Annotated in this window: 13 protein-coding genes; 6 read left to right on the top strand and 7 right to left on the bottom strand. The window is 66.6% G+C overall.

What is annotated here, in order from left to right; genetic code table 11:
- Nucleotides 1-2: 2 nt before the first annotated feature.
- Nucleotides 3-407, top strand: coding sequence for a DUF3035 domain-containing protein (locus C0V74_RS09140; RefSeq protein ID WP_131620993.1), 405 nt, complete (start codon nt 3-5; stop codon nt 405-407).
- A gap of 48 nt (nt 408-455) precedes the next feature.
- On the opposite strand, the gene C0V74_RS09135 is transcribed toward C0V74_RS09140, so the two are convergent.
- Nucleotides 456-1,748 (bottom strand): hemolysin family protein, encoded by a 1,293-nt coding sequence (locus tag C0V74_RS09135; RefSeq protein WP_143251517.1) that lies wholly within the window; start codon nt 1,746-1,748, stop codon nt 456-458.
- 156 nt (nt 1,749-1,904) lie between these two features.
- Here C0V74_RS09135 and C0V74_RS09130 point away from each other — a divergent pair, with 156 nt between their 5' ends.
- On the top strand, nt 1,905-2,588 hold the full coding sequence (locus tag C0V74_RS09130) for an OmpA family protein (RefSeq protein WP_131620989.1): 684 nt from the start codon (nt 1,905-1,907) through the stop codon (nt 2,586-2,588).
- A gap of 104 nt (nt 2,589-2,692) precedes the next feature.
- Here C0V74_RS09130 and C0V74_RS09125 read toward each other — a convergent pair whose 3' ends face one another.
- The 3 genes from C0V74_RS09125 to C0V74_RS09115 all read right to left on the bottom strand — a co-directional run bounded on the left by C0V74_RS09125 (nt 2,693) and on the right by C0V74_RS09115 (nt 7,569).
- Nucleotides 2,693-5,221, bottom strand: a complete 2,529-nt coding sequence (locus C0V74_RS09125; protein ID WP_143251516.1) for an ATP-binding protein — start codon at nt 5,219-5,221, stop codon at nt 2,693-2,695.
- Nucleotides 5,222-5,228: 7 nt separating this feature from the next.
- A complete protein-coding gene (locus C0V74_RS09120; RefSeq protein ID WP_143251515.1) occupies nt 5,229-6,707 on the bottom strand; it encodes an ATPase domain-containing protein in 1,479 nt (492 codons plus the stop codon).
- An 82-nt stretch (nt 6,708-6,789) separates the two neighbouring features.
- Nucleotides 6,790-7,569 carry a 3'(2'),5'-bisphosphate nucleotidase CysQ gene (locus C0V74_RS09115; RefSeq protein ID WP_143251514.1) on the bottom strand — a complete coding sequence of 260 codons (780 nt, stop codon included), beginning with the start codon at nt 7,567-7,569 and terminating at the stop codon, nt 6,790-6,792.
- 97 nt (nt 7,570-7,666) lie between these two features.
- Between C0V74_RS09115 and sucC the strand changes: the two genes are divergently transcribed.
- The 4 genes from sucC (at nt 7,667) to C0V74_RS09095 (ending at nt 11,999) form a co-directional block, all read left to right on the top strand.
- Nucleotides 7,667-8,866: an ADP-forming succinate--CoA ligase subunit beta gene (sucC, locus tag C0V74_RS09110; protein WP_143251513.1), complete on the top strand. Its 1,200-nt coding sequence runs from the start codon at nt 7,667-7,669 to the stop codon at nt 8,864-8,866.
- Nucleotides 8,867-8,941: 75 nt separating this feature from the next.
- The gene (locus C0V74_RS09105; protein WP_131620981.1) at nt 8,942-9,688 is read left to right on the top strand and encodes an electron transfer flavoprotein subunit beta/FixA family protein; all 747 of its coding nucleotides are present in this window, start codon (nt 8,942-8,944) and stop codon (nt 9,686-9,688) included.
- Nucleotides 9,689-9,715: 27 nt separating this feature from the next.
- Nucleotides 9,716-10,645 carry an FAD-binding protein gene (locus C0V74_RS09100; protein WP_143251512.1) on the top strand — a complete coding sequence of 310 codons (930 nt, stop codon included), beginning with the start codon at nt 9,716-9,718 and terminating at the stop codon, nt 10,643-10,645.
- 1 nt (nt 10,646) lies between these two features.
- Nucleotides 10,647-11,999 (top strand): DUF389 domain-containing protein, encoded by a 1,353-nt coding sequence (locus C0V74_RS09095; RefSeq protein WP_143251511.1) that lies wholly within the window; start codon nt 10,647-10,649, stop codon nt 11,997-11,999.
- On the opposite strand, the gene C0V74_RS09090 is transcribed toward C0V74_RS09095, so the two are convergent.
- The 3 genes from C0V74_RS09090 to C0V74_RS09080 all read right to left on the bottom strand — a co-directional run bounded on the left by C0V74_RS09090 (nt 11,953) and on the right by C0V74_RS09080 (nt 17,186).
- The gene (locus C0V74_RS09090; protein ID WP_349236030.1) at nt 11,953-12,333 is read right to left on the bottom strand and encodes a GNAT family N-acetyltransferase; all 381 of its coding nucleotides are present in this window, start codon (nt 12,331-12,333) and stop codon (nt 11,953-11,955) included. The two genes, C0V74_RS09095 and C0V74_RS09090, sit on opposite strands and share 47 nt — an antisense overlap.
- 147 nt (nt 12,334-12,480) lie before the next feature.
- A complete protein-coding gene (locus C0V74_RS09085; protein WP_246844819.1) occupies nt 12,481-13,731 on the bottom strand; it encodes a DUF445 domain-containing protein in 1,251 nt (416 codons plus the stop codon).
- 38 nt (nt 13,732-13,769) lie between these two features.
- Entirely contained in the window at nt 13,770-17,186 is a 3,417-nt protein-coding gene (locus C0V74_RS09080; RefSeq protein ID WP_143251510.1) for an efflux RND transporter permease subunit, read from the bottom strand.
- Nucleotides 17,187-17,203 lie beyond the last annotated feature (17 nt).

Below are 17,203 nucleotides of genomic sequence, written 5' to 3'. Positions count from 1 at the left end.
CCATGCGCAAGACCCTTCCCTTCGTGCTTCTCGCGACCGTCGCGCTGGCGGGCTGCGGCTCGACCGGCCTGCTCAACCGCGAGCGGCCCGATGAATTCGCCGTGCAGCGCCAGGCGCCGCTGGTGGTGCCGCCCGATTTCAGCCTCACCCCGCCCGCTCCCGGCGCGCCGCGCCCGGCCGAAGGCACCGCGTCCAGCCAGGCGCTCGACGCGCTGTTTGGCGGTCCGGCTCCGCGCAGCCAGGTCGAAACCAGCGCGCTCGATCGTGCCGGCACGGCCGAGCCGGGCATCCGCACCTCGGTCGGCGATCCGCAGACCAACACCGTCGCCAAGGGCGGCGTCACGCGCGACATCATCGCCGCGCCCGAAGGCGATGGAGCCGGGGCGTCGGCGGTCATTCCCGGCTGATTTGGTTGCGACCCCGCCTCGGCGGGGTCGTCCTCCGCGGAAGCGCGGTCACAAACAAACGGCGAGCAACTTGTCGATTTTGCGCCCGTCCATGTCGATCACTTCGATGCGCCAGCCCTGATCGACGAAGCTTTCACCCTCTTCGGGTAGCTTCTTTAGGCTCCACAGCACATAGCCGGCGGCTGTCGCGAACTCGCGGTCTTCCGGCAAGTCGATGCACAGCCGGTCAGCCAGCTGGTCGGCCGGCAGCGCGCCTGAGATCAGCAGGCTGCCGTCTTCCCGCTCGGTGATCGTGGGCGCCTCGCCCAGGTCCTGATCGCTGGCGAAGTTGCCGACGATGGCGGTCAGCAGATCGACCGGCGTGACGATCCCTTCAAGGTGGCCGTATTCGTCGTGCACCATCGCCATCGCGACTTCGGCCTGCTGCAGGCTGCGCAGCGCGTCCATCGCGTCGAGCTGGTCGGGCACCACGTCAGGTTTCTTCATGAGCGCGCTCAAATCGACCGGCTGACCGGCGAGCAGCACGCGGAGCACCTCGCGCGCCTTGACCACCCCGACGACGCGGTCGGGCGAGCCATCGGCCACCGGCAGCACCGAGTGCGGGCTGGCGTCGATCCGCGCGCGCAGATCCACCTCGGGCGCGTTGAGATCGAGCCAGTCGAGTTCGGTGCGCGGAGTCATCAGTTCGCGCACGGGCCGCTCGGCCAGGCGAACCACCCCGGCCAGAATCTGGCTCTGGCCCTTTTCGATCACGCCGGAATGAGTCGCCTCGGTGAAGATCATGTGCAGTTCTTCCGACGTGACCGTGCCCTGCCCTGCCGCGCGCACGCCGAGCAGGCGGATCAGCAGCGAAGACGAGGTGTCGAGCAGCCAGACCACCGGCATCGCCACCCGCGACAGCAACGCCATCGGCTGCGCGGCGATCAGCGCGATGGGCACGGCGGCGCGCAGCGCGATCTGCTTGGGCACCAGTTCGCCCACGACGACGCTGAAATACGTGGTGATCGCGATCACCAGCGCAAAGCCAGCTTCGGGTGCATATTCCGCCGGAATGCCGAGCGCGGCCAGACGCTCACCCACTGGACCGCCCAGGCTGGATCCCGAATAGGCGCCGGCGACGATTCCGACCATGGTGATCCCGATCTGCACGGTCGAGAGGAATTTTCCGGGATCCCCGGCCAGGGCCTGGGCCACTTTGGCCCCCTTGCTGCCGCGGTCGGCGATCGCCTTGAGGCGCGAGGGCTTGGCCGAAACGATGGCCAGCTCGCTCATGGCGAACACCCCGTTGAGCAGGAGCAAGCCGGCGATGATCAGGACGTCGGTCCAGGGAAACGGTGTCACGCGACCCGCGCTAGCACAAAACCGCCCCGCTGCCAGCGGGAACCGCCGTGCGCGCGCGTTCGTTGAGGGGCTGGAGGCGCGGGTAGGGCGCGCCCGCCTCGGCGTGCGGCAAATGCTTCACGCGGCGGACGAACGATAGAAAAAGGGGATTACCCAATGAAGACTTCGCGCAAGTTCACCGCGGCCATCGCCGCGGTTTCGCTGGTGGGCGTTTCGGCCTGCGTCACCGATCCCAACACCGGCGAGCAGAAGATCTCCCGCGCGGCGATCGGCGGCGTGCTCGGCGCGGGCGGCGGCGCGTTGCTGGGCGGCCTGATCGGCGGCCGGACCGCACGTATCGCCGGGGCAGTCGCGGGCGGTGCGCTGGGCGGCTACGCCGGCTACCGGATGGACAACCAGATCCGCGAACTGAAGGATCAGACCGCCGGTTCGGGAATCGATGTGAACGAAGTCGATGGCGGCCAGGCGATCCTCGTCAATCTGCCTGAGGGCGTGACCTTCACCACCGGCAGCTATCAGATCAACTCGGGCTTCCAGACCCTGCTCGATCGGGTCGCTGCGAGCCTGCAACAGTACCCCAACAGCCTGGTGGACGTGTACGGCTACACCGATACCGTCGGGTCGGCGACCTCGAACCAGCGCCTGTCCGAACAGCGCGCGCAGGCGGTTGCGAACTACCTGATCAGCCGCGGGGTCAGCTCGTCGCGCATCCGCTGGCTGGGCTTTGGCGAAACCAACCTCAAGGTGCAGACCGGGGACAACGTCAACGAGCCGGCCAATCGCCGGGTCGAGGTGAAGATCATCCCGATCAGCCAGGCCGAGGCGAACGCCGCCAACTGACGCACGATACCGCGCGGTCGCACGCGGAAAGGGCCGGCTCCGTCAGGGGCCGGCCCTTTTTATGTATGTTTGCGTTCCGTCCGCCGGCCCCAGCCGCTCGGCAATCAGGTTTGCGCGCGGGTCAGCTCGCTTACCCGGCGAGCGAGCTCGCCAAGCTCGAACGGCTTGGTCAGCAGGTGCATCCCGCCGTCCAGCGGAGCGTCGCCGAACACCGTGTTCTCCGCGTATCCGGTGATGAACAGCACGTTGAGATCGGGCCTGCGCGTGCGCGCCGCGTCGGCCAGCTGCCGGCCATTAAGGCCGTTCGGCAGCCCCACGTCGGTAATCAGCAGGTCGATGCCAGAGGCATCGCCGATCATGCCGAGTGCCTGGACGCCGTCGCTGGCCTGGATTGTCCGGTAGCCCAGCTCCTCCAGCGATTCGGCAACCAGCGTGCGGATCAGCACCTCGTCATCCACGATCATCACCGTCTCCCCGCGGTTCGGCTGATCGCGCCGCTCCTGCCGGGAAGGCGCGGTCGCGATCGCTTCGCGATGCTCCGAACGCGGGAAGTAGAGATGGACCGCGGTCCCCTCGCCCACTTGCGATTCGATCCGCACATGACCACCCGACTGGCGCACGAAGCCATAGACCATCGACAGGCCCAGGCCGGTACCCTCACCCAGCGGCTTGGTGGTGTAGAACGGGTCGAACGCGCGCTCGATGATGTCCGCCGCCATGCCGGTGCCGGTGTCGCTCACCGTGATGCGGACATAATCGCCGGGTTCAGGCGCGTCGGCGGCGCTACCCGTCTGATCGACGGTGCGGTTTTCCGTTTCGATAACGATTTCGCCGCCATCAGGCATCGCATCGCGCGCGTTAATGCACAGGTTGAGCAGCGCGTTCTCGAACTGGTTCTGGTCGATCAATGTGGGCCACAGCGTCATCTGATGCTGCACCGTAACGGAGATCGACGGACCGACCGACCGTTGCAGAAAGTCCGCCAGGTTGGCGACCACGGACTTGAGATCAGTCGGCTTGGGATCGAGGGTCTGCCGGCGGGAGAACGCCAGCAACCTGTGCGTCAGGCCGGCCGCGCGCGCGATGCCGCCTTCCGCCATTTCGAGATACTTGGGAATCTCTGCGAACCGTTCCTGCTTCGCGCGCCGCCCGATCAGGTCCAGCGCGCCGGACACCCCCATCAGCAAGTTGTTGAAATCGTGCGCCAGCCCCCCGGTCAGCTGCCCCACGGCCTCCATCTTCTGGGATTGGCGCAATTGCTCCTGCGCGGCCTCGCTTTCGCGCGTGCGCTCGTCGACTTGCTGCTCGAGATTCTCCGCCAGACTGGCGAGGGCTTGTTCGGCCACGCGCCGTTCCACCGCGGCGTGCGTTCGGTCCGCCACATCGCGGACGAACGCCAGTTCGGCCGGGGTCCACTCGCGGACATGCTCGTGATTGAGAAATAGCAGCGCCACGAAATTGTTGTGGTCGATCAGCGGCATGTTGATGAATGATCGGGCGTGGATCGCTTCCAGTTCACTCGCGGTGTCCGCGGTCCGGGGATCGAGCCGGGCATCCGCGACGACGACGGTCTCTCCCCTCTTAAGCTCCTCGATGTACGATCCGTAATCGCGGAACTGCAGCACGCCTGCGATGGACCGGGTGCCCGGCTGGTTCCAGTCCCGCTCGATCGTGATGGTCTCGGCGGCCGGATCGATGATGCCGTATCCCGCGCGGCTGACCCCTAGCGTCGTGCTCAGGATTTCTGCGGCGAGGAAAGTCATTTCGGTCGGTTCGAGCTTGTTGCGCAAGCCGTCACCCAGGGCGAGCAACGCGGCCCGGCGGTGCTCAGTGGCACGGGCGGACGTAACATCCTGGCTGACCCCCACAATGCGTACCGCGACGTCCGCGGCGTCGCGTTCGATCCGGCCATTGATCTTGACCCGGTGAAGCGAGCGATCCGGCCAGATGCAGCGGTACTCGATATCCAGGTCACGCCCCGATTCGACGCTGCCGGCCACCGCCTGTTCCCAGCGCGGCAGATCATCGGGATGGATGGCATCACGCAGGTCTTCGAGGGTCAGCGGTTCATCGGGCGCACGACCATAATGTGCCTTCCCCTCAGGAGAGGTGGTGAGATCGCCGGTCGCGAGGTGGAACGACCACGAACCCAGCCGGCCGGCGCTGAGCGCCAGGCTCATCCGCTCCTGCCCCTCGCGGATTTCCTCGAGCCGGCGGCGCGCTTCGTACTGGCGGAGCCGTGCCCGCCGGGCCGAACGCGCGAGGCTGACCAGCGAGGTTGGGTGAAACGGCCGCTCCAGAAAGGTGACGTTGCCCAGCATCTCGAGCAGTCGTGACGCCGCCGGGTTCCGCTCGATCCCGCCGCCGCGCGCGGTCAGGACGATGAACGGGAAATCGGACCATTCGGCCTGTTCAGCGAGAAATTCCGCCACCGCCCGCAGATCGGAGCCCCGCAACGCGTCTTCCGTGACGATCGCGAACCCAGCGCCCTCGCGCAAGGCGGCGACGAACCCGGGCACGTCGGCGACCGCGGCGGCATCGAGCCCCGCCTCCGCCAGCACCGCCGTCGCGACCGCGGCATCGCGGCCTAAAGGGGCGAGGACGATCGCCCGTTCGGACAGGGTACGGTTCAATGGATGCTCACGCCGTGGACGTATCCAGCAGTCCGACCGGGTCACCCACCAGGTCGGGCACCCCGCGCAGGACGCCCTGGAAACCAACCAGCGGCTCACCCAGCGTGATTCCGCTGGGGCCGATCATATATTCGCGAATGGTGTCCTCGTGCGGACCGGTACGCTTCTTGACCACCGAAATGGCTCGGCGAACCCGGCCCAACGCCTCGAAATAGCGCAACAGGATCACCGTGTCGGCCAGATAGGTCACGTCGACTGGTGATTTCATGTCGCCCACCAGCCCATGCTGCGCGACGGTCAGGAAAGTCGTGGCGCCCTGCCGGTTCAGATACTGCAGCAGTTCGTGCATATGCAGGATCAGGGCCTGTTCTTCCGGCATCGCGGCCTGGAAGCCGTTGAGACTGTCGATGACGACCGTGCGCGCGCCGTACTTTTCGACGCACCGCCTGACCCGCTCGGAGAACTCGCCGGGGGTCAGCTCGGCTGCATCGATCTGTTCGATGATCAGGCGTCCGGCGTCGACCTTTGCCTGAAGGTCGATGCCCATCCCCTTGGCGCGTTCGAACAGCAATCCGAGTTCCTCGTCGAACACGAACATCGCCGCATTCTCACCCCGCTCGACGGCTGCCTGGATGAAAGTCAGCGTAAGCAGCGACTTGCCGGTACCGGCAGGGCCCAGGATCAGGTTGCTCGCGCCGCGCGGCAGCCCCCCGCCCAGCAAGTCGTTCAACGCGGTATTCAGCACCGGGACGGTTTCCCGCTTGAAGGAAGCGCGATGCTCCGCCGAAATCAGGCGTGGGAACACTCGGGTGCCGCCGGTGTCGATCACGAAATCGTGGTAGCCGCCGCGATAGCGTCGCCCGCGATACTTGAGCACCCGCAGGCGCCGGCGCTCGGCGCCATAGGTTGGCGACAGTTCCTCCAGCCGGATCACCGCGTGGGCGACGCTGTGGACCGTCTTGTCGAGCGCCTCTGCCGTAAGATCGTCCAGCATCATCACGGTAGCGGAATTCTTCGCGAAGTAGTGCTTGAGCGCGAGAATCTGCCGCCGGTACCGCAACGAGCTTTGCGCCAGCAGCCGAATCTCCGACAGGCTGTCGAGCACCACCCGCGATGGCTTCACCCGTTCGAACGCTTCGAAGATGCGCCGGGTCGTCTCGCCCAGCTCCAGGTCGGATGAATAGAGCAGGCTCTGCTCCTGCTGGTCGTTCAGCAGACTTTCCGGCGGCGCGAGTTCGAAGATCTCGAACTTCGGATCGAACGCCCAGCCGTGGGAGGCAGCGCCGGCGCGCAGTTCCTCCTCGGTCTCGGACAAAGTGATGTAAAGGCCGGTCTCGCCGTTCCGGGCCCCTTCCATGAGGAACTGGCTCGCCAGGGTGGTCTTGCCCGTACCGGGGCTTCCCTCCACCAGATACAGCCGCCCCCTGAACAGGCCGCCTGCCAATATCTCGTCGAGACCGGGCACGCCGGTCGCACAATTATCCATCAACGCAAACTTTCGCAGTTGCCGTCGTTTTTTTGAACGGTGGCTCTACTCCGTCAAGTCGCGCGCGAAGCTGTGGTTCCGGTCAGCCGGCGATCGCCGCCGCCCGATCCGCCAGTCGCCCGACCGCAGCAGAGTGGATGGCCGGGGCACTGATCAACAAGCCGAAGGCGCGCGGATCGCGCTTGTTGTAATTCAGCGCGCGCCCCAAGGCGTCAGTCACGGCGGCCCCGGCTTCGCGGGCGATCAGGGCCGCGGCGCCGATGTCCCACTCGTAACCCCAGCGCAGCGTTGCCAGAAGGTCGGCGTCTCCGCTGGCCACCATCGCGGCGCGCAGGGCGATCGAGTTGGGCTTGTCGACCATCACCAGGTCACGATCTTCCCTAGGCAGCGAATCGGCCGGCACGCGGGCGCCGGCGAACTCCGTCCGCTGCGACACCGCCAGCGGCTCCCCGTTGCGCCATGCTCCCTGGCCCGACACCCCGCTCCAGAACTCATCGCGTGCCGGTGCCGACAGGAAACCCATCAGCGGCCGGCCTTCGCTGATCAGCGCGACCGAGACCGCCCAGCCCGGGCGCCCGCGGATGAAGTCGCGCGTGCCGTCCACCGGATCGACCAGCCAGATCAGCCCCTTTGCAAGCCGTGCGGGATCGTCGGCGGTCTCCTCACTCAGCCAGCCGGCCGCCGGCAGCAAGCGCCCCAGTTCGCGCTTCAGGAAAGCATCCACCTCGATATCGGCCGCGCATACCGGATTGCCCGGGCTCTTCTCCCACGCATCCAGCGCGTGACCCGCGCCGGGCCACTGGCCAAAGGCAATCCGCCCGGCCTCCCGGACGATCGCTTCCAGACGTTGTGCATCGATCATCAACCGGCCTTGCAGCGGCACCGCGCCCTTTTCAAGCGCACCGATCCATGCTTAGGCCCCGGCCTACTTGCCCATCACACAGGAAGCTGCGCCAGCGATGAACATCCACGAATACCAGGCGAAGGAACTGCTCGCACAGCATGGCATCGCGGTGCCCGCGGGTCATGCGGCATTGAGCGTCGAGGAAGCGGTCGCGGCGGCGAAGCAGCTTCCCGGGCCGCTCTACGTCGTCAAGGCGCAGATTCACGCCGGCGGCCGCGGCAAGGGCAAGTTCACCGAACTAGGCCCCGATGCCAAGGGCGGCGTCCGGCTGGCGAAGTCGATCGAAGAGGTTGAGGCGAACGCCCGCGAGATGCTCGGCAACACGCTGGTGACGATCCAGACCGGCGACGCCGGCAAGGAAGTGCAGCGCCTCTACATCACCGACGGCGTCGATATCGAAAGCGAATTCTACCTCTCGCTGCTGGTCGACCGGGCGACGGGCCGGGTGGCGTTCGTGGTTTCGACCGAAGGCGGAATGGACATCGAGGCGGTCGCGCACGACACGCCCGAGCGGATCACGACCTTCTCCATCGATCCCGCCGAAGGGTTCCAGCCGCACCATGGCCGCGCCGTGGCGTTCGCGCTGAAGCTGAAGGGCGATCTGAACAAGCAGGCCCAGAAGCTCAGCCGGCAGCTGTACGATGCCTTCATGGCCACCGACTGCTCGATGCTCGAGATCAACCCGCTGGTAGTGACCGAAGACCAGCGGCTGCTGGTGCTCGACGCCAAGATGAGCTTCGATACCAACGCACTCTACCGCCACCCCGAAATCGAGGCGCTGCGCGACAAGACCGAAGAAGACCCGGCCGAAGTCGAAGCGAGCGAATACGACCTCGCGTACATCAAGCTGGACGGCAACATCGGCTGCATGGTGAACGGTGCCGGTCTGGCGATGGCGACGATGGACATCATCAAGCTGAACGGTGCGTTCCCGGCCAACTTCCTCGACGTCGGTGGCGGCGCTTCGAAGGAAAAGGTCACCGCGGCGTTCAAGATCATACTGAAGGACCCGGCCGTGAAGGGGATCCTGGTCAACATCTTCGGCGGGATCATGAAATGCGACATCATCGCTGACGGGATCGTCGCCGCAGCCAAGGATGTGAACCTGTCGGTCCCGCTGGTCGTTCGGCTGGAGGGCACCAACGTGGAGCAGGGCAAGGCCATCCTCGACAATTCGGGCCTGGCGATCGTCAGCGCCGATGATCTCGGCGATGCGGCCCGCAAGATCGTCGCCGAGGTCAAGCAGGCCGCCTGATCGCGGCAGGGCGTCGGTTGACGCTTACGTAAAGGTTATCTAGATGCGCCACGCAAAGCTTAGGAGCGCGATGACATGAAGATCCTCGTCCCCGTGAAGCGGGTAATCGACTACAACGTGAAGCCGCGGGTCAAGGCCGACGGTAGCGGGGTCGATCTTGCGAACGTCAAGATGAGCATGAACCCGTTCGACGAGATCGCGGTCGAAGAAGCGCTGCGCCTGAAGGAAAAGGGCGCCGCTACCGAGGTCGTGGTGGTTAGCATCGGTCCGGCAAAGGCCACTGAAACGCTGCGCACCGGCCTTGCCATGGGCGCTGACCGGGCGATCCTGGTTCAGTCCGACGACGAGGTCGAGCCGCTGGCGGTCGCCAAGATCCTGAAAGCCATCGCCGACGCCGAACAGCCCGGCCTGGTGATCCTGGGCAAGCAGGCGATCGACGACGATTCGAACCAGACCGGCCAGATGCTCGCCGCGCTGATGGGTCGGCCCCAGGGCACTTTCGCGAACGAGGTCACCGTCGAAGGCGATCACGTCACCGTGAAGCGCGAGATCGACGGTGGACTGGAGACGGTCAAGCTGGCGATGCCTGCGATCGTCACCACCGACCTGCGCCTCAACGAGCCGCGCTACGCCTCGCTGCCCAACATCATGAAGGCCAAGTCCAAGCCGCTCGAGACCAAGAGCCCGGCCGACTACGGCGTCGACACCGCGCCGCGGATCAAGACCGTCAAGGTCGCGGAGCCGCCGGTCCGCCAGGCCGGTATCAAGGTCGCCGACGTCGACGAGCTGGTCGCCAAGATGAAGGCGCTGGGCATCGCGTAAGAATTCCCGCTGGGAAAGGTTGAAGACATGAAGACTCTCGTTCTGGTCGAACACGACAACACCTCGGTAAAAGACGCGACGCTGGCGGTGGTCACCGCGGCCTCGAAGCTCGGCGAAGTGCATTTGCTCGTCGCCGGCAGCGGCTGTGGAGCCGCGGCCGAGGCTGCCGCCAGGATCGCTGGCGTGGGCAAGGTTCACGTGGCCGACGATGCGGCTTACGAAAACCAGCTGGCGGAAAACGTCGCGCCGCTGGTGGTCGACCTGATGGGCCACCACGACGCGTTCCTGGCCGCGGCCACCACCAACGGCAAGAACATCGCCCCGCGCGTGGCCGCGCTGCTCGACGTGATGCAGCTGAGCGAGATCACCGGGATCGAGGGTGAGCGCACGTTTGTTCGCCCGATCTATGCCGGCAACGCCATCGCCACGGTGGAAACGAGCGATGCCAAGCTGGTCATCACCGTGCGCGGGACCGCGTTCGACAAGGCGGCCAGCGAGGGCGGCAATGGCATCATCGAGGCTGTCAGCGGAACGGGTGACGCCGGCCTGTCGAGCTTCGTCGGCAGCGAGCTTGCCAAGAGCGAACGTCCCGAGCTGACCAGCGCCAAGGTCATCGTGTCCGGCGGCCGCGCGCTGAAGGACGGCGAAACGTTCAAGGAACTGATCTTCCCGCTGGCCGACAAGCTGAACGCCGGCGTCGGCGCAAGCCGCGCAGCGGTGGACGCGGGCTATGTGCCCAACGATTTCCAGGTCGGTCAGACCGGCAAGATCGTCGCGCCCGAAGTGTACATCGCGGTCGGCATTTCCGGCGCGATCCAGCACCTTGCCGGGATGAAGGATTCCAAGACCATCATCGCCATCAACAAGGACGAGGACGCGCCGATCTTCCAGGTCGCCGACATCGGTCTGGTGGGCGACCTGTTCAAGCTGGTGCCGGAGCTGACCCAGAAGCTCTGACGTGAGCATCCCGGCGGGCGAGCAGCGTCTGGAGGCTAGCCGCCGAGGCGGGGCGTTCGCCGGGGTCGGCAAGAAGGGACATGGCCGCGCGGCGACAATCGCCGCGATCGCGCGCGATGCCCGCCTGACCCGCGGCTATCTGCTGCAGATCGTCCTATCGACGGCAATCGCCCATCTTGGCTTGCTGATGGATTCGGCCCCGGTGGTGATCGGTGCCATGCTGATCTCGCCGCTGCTGGCGCCGATCATGGGCTTCGGGTTCGCGTTGGCGACCTTCGACGGACGGCTGCTGCGGCGTTCGCTGCAGACGCTTGGCATCGGCACCGGCGCGGCGATCCTCGTCGCGCTGCTGCTGACCGTGCTGTCGCCGATCACCGATGCGACCCCCGCCCTGCTCGCGCGCGTGCGGCCCAGCCTGCTCGACCTGATGGTCGCGATCTTCGGCGGGGTCGCGGGGGCCTATGCGCTGCTGCGCAAGTTCTCCGCCACCCTCGTGGGCGTCGCCATCGCCACCGCCCTGATCCCTCCTCTGGCGACCGTGGGCTGGGGTCTGGCGTTGGGGCGATATGAATATGCCGGCGGCGCGCTTCTGCTCTACATCACCAACACCGCCGCGATCGCGTTCATGGCGACGGTCGTGGCGCGCTTCAACGGCTTCGGCACCGGGCTGTCTCCGCGCCAGACCTGGATCCAGAGCGGAGGCATCCTGGCCGCCCTCGCGATCCTGGCGATCCCGCTCGCCTTCAGCCTGTCCGCCATCGTGCGCGAGGCGCGCACCACCACGGTGTTGCGGGATTCGCTTGAGAAGATGATCGGCCCCGCGGCAACGATCGATCGCTTCGATGTCGATTACCAATCTCGCAGGCCAGGAGTGACTGCGGTGGTGATCGCGCCCGCTTTTGCCCCTGGCCTCGAAAAGTCGTTTGGCAAGCTCGCCCGCGACGAGCTGGGGAACAGCACCCGCGTGTCGGTCATCCAGCTGCGCAACGGTACCGCTGAAGCGGAAAGCCAGCGCCTTGCACAGGCAGCAGCCGCGCGCGAAAATGCTCTGACCGCCCGTGAGGCGCAGCGGGTGCGCGCCGCACTGGCGGTGTCCTTTGCCATCGACCCGGCGGAGGTGCTGATTGACGCCGAGCGCCGGGATGCCGCCGTACGGCTCACACCCGGCGATGAGGACGAGGAACGGGACAGCGGCGCCGCCGACCCAGCTGCGGCGGTGCGCGCTGCCTATCCCGACTGGTCGATCGAGGTAGTGCGGCCGATACCCGCGCCTCAACCGAGCGCCGCCCCCGCACCTGCACGCGAGACTACCCCCCAGGCGCCCGCTGGAACAATTGCACGTCCTCAGCAGTAGCCGGCAGCTGCGCCAGTCGCGTAGGCACGAAACCCAGCTTCCCGGCCAAACGGATCGACGGGACGTTGGCGGGCGCAATCATGGCGACGACCTCTCGCGGACCCTGCGTGTGATCGAACCATTCGAGGATGGCCGCCATGGCTTCGTGCGCGATGCCTTGGCCAAAGTAGGCCTCGCCCACGATCCAGCCGGCCTCGGGCCGGTCGTCGAAGTCCTCGCCCAACCCCCGCCACGAATAGAACACGCCGCAATTGCCGATGAGGGGCTGCTGGTCCCGCAGGCGCACGGCGAACGAGCCGTAGCCATGCAAGGGCCAGGAACCGGCGTTGCGCAGGAACCGGGTGACATGGTCCGCGCGCTCGGCTGGCCGACCGAAATGGCGCCACGCCAGGCGCCTGCATCAGGGCGAACAGCTCCGGCTCATCGGATGCTTGCGGTTGCCATAGCTCCAGCCGGTCGGTGACCAGTACGGGGCGATCCGTCACAGCAGCACGTCGGCGGCGTGGATCGCCACTCCCGCCAGTCCGCCCACGATGGTCCCGTTCAGACGAATGAACTGGAGGTCGCGGCCCACCGCCCCTTCGATCCGGTCGGTCACCGTGCGTGCATCCCACCGGCGGACTGTCTCCGACACCAGACGCACGATCTGCCCGCCATAACGTGTGGCAACGCCGACGGCGGTGCGGCGCGCGAAGCGGTTGAGCTGCAGCTGCATGCGCGGATCGTCCCGCAGCACCTTGCCGAGCTCCGCCAGGCTCTGGGTCAGTTGCCCGCCAAGCCCGCCGCCGGGTTCGCGCGCGGTCTTGATCAGGCTGGTGCGGATCCGCTCCCACACTCCGATCCACCAGGTCGATACCGCCGGGTTGTCGAGCAGCTCGTTCTTCATCCGCTCGATCTTCTCGCGGGTCTCGGCGTCGTGGAGAAGGTCGTGCGCGAGCTTGGCGAGCCCTTCGTCAAGCTTTCCGCGCAGCGGATGCGCCGGATCGATCAGGACTTCGGCAAGCAGCTTGTACAGCCCGTCGAGCACGGCGTTCGCCAGCCGCTCGTCGAGGCCGGTCCAGCGGACCAGGCCGTTGGCCTTGTCGTGGATCATCGCGCGGATGAGCCCTTCGTTGGCTTCGATCGTCAGCCCGGCCCAGCGGATGGCCGAATCCATCAGCGGCAGGTGGCGCTTGTCGGCAATGGCCGCGGTCAGCATCTGGCCCAGCAGCGGCGCGACCTCGACCTTCGCAGCCAGCGCCTTAAGCCCGCCGCGCACCTGCGTACCCAGCCGTTCGGGATCGAGCGATTCGAGAAACTCGGCCAGCAGTTCACCCGCCCCCGCGCGCAGGCGGGCGCCGGTTTCGCCCTGCGATGGCGCCGCCAGGTATTCGCCAGCGGCGCGCGCGAGGTTCATGTCCTGCATCCGCCGCGCCACCACTGCGGGGGTCAGGAAGTTGTCCTGCAGGAACGACGCCATCGTATCGGCGATGCGGTCCTTGTTTTCCGGGATGATCGCCGTGTGCGGGATCGGCAGGCCAAGCGGGCGGCGAAACAGCGCCGTCACCGCGAACCAGTCGGCAAGGCCGCCGATCATCGCCGCTTCCGCAAAGGCGCGCACGAAGCCCCAGGCGGGGTGCACCTCAACCCACTGGCCCGAAATGACGAACAGCGCCGCCATCGCTACCAGCAGGCCGGTGGCGGTGCGGCGCATGATCCGCGCGCGATCGGGTGTGGTCGGGATGCCCCCCATCCTCCGCCAACGCAGGGGAGCCGGGGGAGTTTCGCCGGTCACTCGGCGGGCAGGCCTTCCACGCCGGCCCGGGGCGGGGTGATCTGGTTCTCGTCCCCCGGCTTGTACGTCAGGAACCGGGTCCGCAGCCACGGGCCAACCCGCTTCTCAAACCCGTCAGCCAGGCTGAAGCCGGCTGGGATCAGGACGAGAGTGAGCAACGTCGACAGGATCAGGCCGCCGATCACCACCACGCCCATCGGGGCGCGCCACGCGCCGTCGCCCGATAGCGACAGCGCGGTGGGCACCATGCCGGCGGTCATCGCGACGGTGGTCATCACGATCGGCTGCGCGCGCTTGTGTCCGGCGTCGATGATCGCCGCGCGCTTGGGCACCCCGTGGGCCATCTCCTCGATCGCGAAGTCGATCAGCAGGATGGAGTTCTTGGCGACGATCCCCAGCAGCATCAGCAGCCCGATGTACACCGGCATCGAGATCGGCTCGCCATACAGGGCCAGCGCCAGCACCCCGCCGAGCGGCGCCAGCAGCAGCGAGGTCATGTTGACGAGCGGCGATACGAAGCGCTTGTACAGCAGCACCAGCACCGCGAAGACCAGGAAGATGCCGCTGACCACCGCGATGGCGAAATTGGTCAGCATCTCCATCATGAACTTGTCCTCGCCGACCGGCGCGTTGGACACGCCCTGCGGCAGGTTCTGCATGATCGGCAGCTTCTGGATCGCCTGGCTGACCGGCCCCTTCACCACGCCTTCGCCCAGATCGGCGCCGACGAACACGCGGCGCGACTGGTTGAACCGCTGGATCTGCGTCGGCCCAGCGCCAAAGCGGATCTCCGCCACCCGGCTAAGCGGCACGTAGCCGCCCGATGTGGTCGGGACGGGCAGGTTCTCGATCGTCGAGAGGTCCTGCCGCGAAGCGCGCGGCAGCTTCACCCGGATCGGCACCTGGCGATCCGACAGCGAGAACTTGGCTGCGTTCTGGTCGATTTCGCCCAAGGTGGCGATGCGGATCGTCTGGCTGAGCGCCGCCGTGGTGACCCCCAGCTGGGCCGCGAGGTCCAGCCGCGGGACCACGACCAGCTCAGGCCGCTGCAAATCGGCCGCGATGCGCGGCGCCAGCACGCCCGGCACCGTGCGCATCTGCTCGACCAGGGTCTGCGCGGTGCTTTCCAGGAGTTCGGTGTTGGAACCCGACAGCATGATCGACACGTCGCGGCCCGAGCCACCACCACCGCCGCCGTTGTTGGGCGACTGGAAGCTCACTCGCGCGTCGGCGATCGTCTGCAACTTGGGTGCTAGGCGCCGTTCGAAGTCCGTGCTGGTCGCCTCGCGTTCGGTGGCATCGACCAGCGCGGCGAACAGCGTGGCGTTACCCTCGCGGACGCTCTCCATGACCCGCTCGACCTCAGGTTGCGCTTCGAGGATGGCGGTGACCTTGTCCGCGACGACCAGCGTCTGTTCCAGCGTAGTCCCCGGGACCATCTCGATCGTGACCCGGCTGGTGTCCTGGTTTTCGTTTGGCTGGAACTGCTGCGGCAGGGTCGCGAGCATGCCGAAGGTGACCACCAGCGCGTAAACCCCCAACAGGAAGGCGAAGAACCGGTGATCGCGCATGCGGGCGCCGAAGCGATCGACCAGGACTCGGTACCAGTCGCCGAACCTGCCGAACCATCCGATGCCGATCTGCAGCAACCGGCCGGTCAGATATGCCGCCCCAAAGGCGACGAAAGGTGCGATCAGGATTGCCAGGATCGTCGGGATGACGGGTGACAGCAGCTGTACCGTGAAGAACCCGGCGACCGCGCCCGCGAGCAGGACGATCAGGATCGGCAGGATCGCGGCCGTGCCGTACCACCACTTGCCGGGAACCCGCTGGATGCGCGAACGCAGTTCCTGGCTCCGCCGGCCGTCGAGAGTCCAGCGCAGGACCTTCATGTACCAGTCCATCGCCCGGCCTTCGCCGTGCTCGGCCGCGCCGTGCGCCTTCAGGAAATAAGCCGCGACCATCGGGGTAATCAGGCGCGCGACGGCCAGGCTCATCAGCACCGCGACCACGACCGTGAGGCCGAATGCCTTGAAGAACTGCCCCGAGACGCCCGGCATCAGCCCGACAGGGAGGAACACAGCGACGATCGAGAAGGTGGTGGCGACCACCGCCAGCCCGATCTCGTCGGCGGCGTCGATCGATGCCTGATAGGCGCTTTTGCCCATGCGCATGTGGCGCACGATGTTCTCGATCTCCACGATCGCGTCGTCGACCAGCACCCCTGCGACCAGGCTGAGAGCCAGCAGGGAGAGGAAGTTGAGCGTGAAGCCCATCAGGTCCATGAACCAGAACGTGGGAATTGCCGACAGCGGAATGGCAATCGCGCTGATCAGCGTGGCCCGCCAGTCGCGCAGGAACAGGAACACCACCACGATCGCCAGCACCGCGCCTTCGACCAGAGCCTCCATCGAGCTGGCGTACTGCCCCTTGGTGTAGTTCACTTCCGTATAGAGGCGCGTGAAGTGAATCTGCGGGTTCGCCTTCTCGATCGCCTCCAGCTTCTTCATCGATTCGTCGTAGACGGTCACATCGGACGCGCCCCGCGACCGCTCGAAGCCGAAGGTGACGACTTCGCGCCCCTTCAGTTTGGCGGTCCGCGTCTTTTCAGAGAAGCCATCGGTCACGGTCGCGACGTCGGACAGCTTGACCGTGCGCCCGTTGCCGAGGTTGATCCGCGTGTTCGACAGATCGAATGCTGTCTTGGCGTTGCCGAGGACGCGGACCGACTGGCGCGAGCCGCCGATCTCGGCCTGACCGCCCGCCGCGTCGGTATTGGTGGCGCGCAGTGCATTGTTGAGATCGCGCGCGGTGACCCCGAGCGACTGCATGCGCGCAGGGTCGAGCACGACGCTGATCTCGCGATCCACGCCGCCCGCCCGGCTGACCGTCGCGACGCCTTCGACCGCCAGCAGTTCCTTTGCCACGGTATCGTCGATGAACCAGCTCAGCTGCTCGATGGTCATGTCGTCGGCACTGACCGCGAAGTACGCGATCGAGCCGCCGCCGCCGGCTTCCACCTTGAACACGCGCGGCTCGAGGATTCCTTCGGGAAGGTCGCTGCGGATCTGGTCGATCGCGTTCTTGACCTCGTTGACCGCCTCGTCGACGTCCTCGCCGATCTCGAACTGGACCAGGGTCTGCGAATTGCCTTCCGACGCGGTGGAGGAGATTTCCTCCACCCCGCTGATCGAGCGCGCGGCGGCTTCCACCTTCTGGGTGATCTGGGTCTCGATCTCGCTCGGCGCGGCGCCAGGCTGCGAGATGGTGACGATGACGCCCGGAAACTCGACATCCGGCATCTGGTTCACGTCCATGCGGATGAACGACACGATGCCGGCGATGCACAGCCCGATGAACAGCACGATCGGGATGACCGGATTGCGAATCGACCAGGCTGAGATGTTGCGCATGCTTGTTGGGTATCCCG

The sequence above is a fragment of the Altererythrobacter sp. TH136 genome, from assembly GCF_007065885.1.
Taxonomy (GTDB): domain Bacteria; phylum Pseudomonadota; class Alphaproteobacteria; order Sphingomonadales; family Sphingomonadaceae; genus Tsuneonella.
Note: the sequence above shows the minus strand (reverse complement) of the source record. Positions and strands in the feature narration are given on the sequence as shown.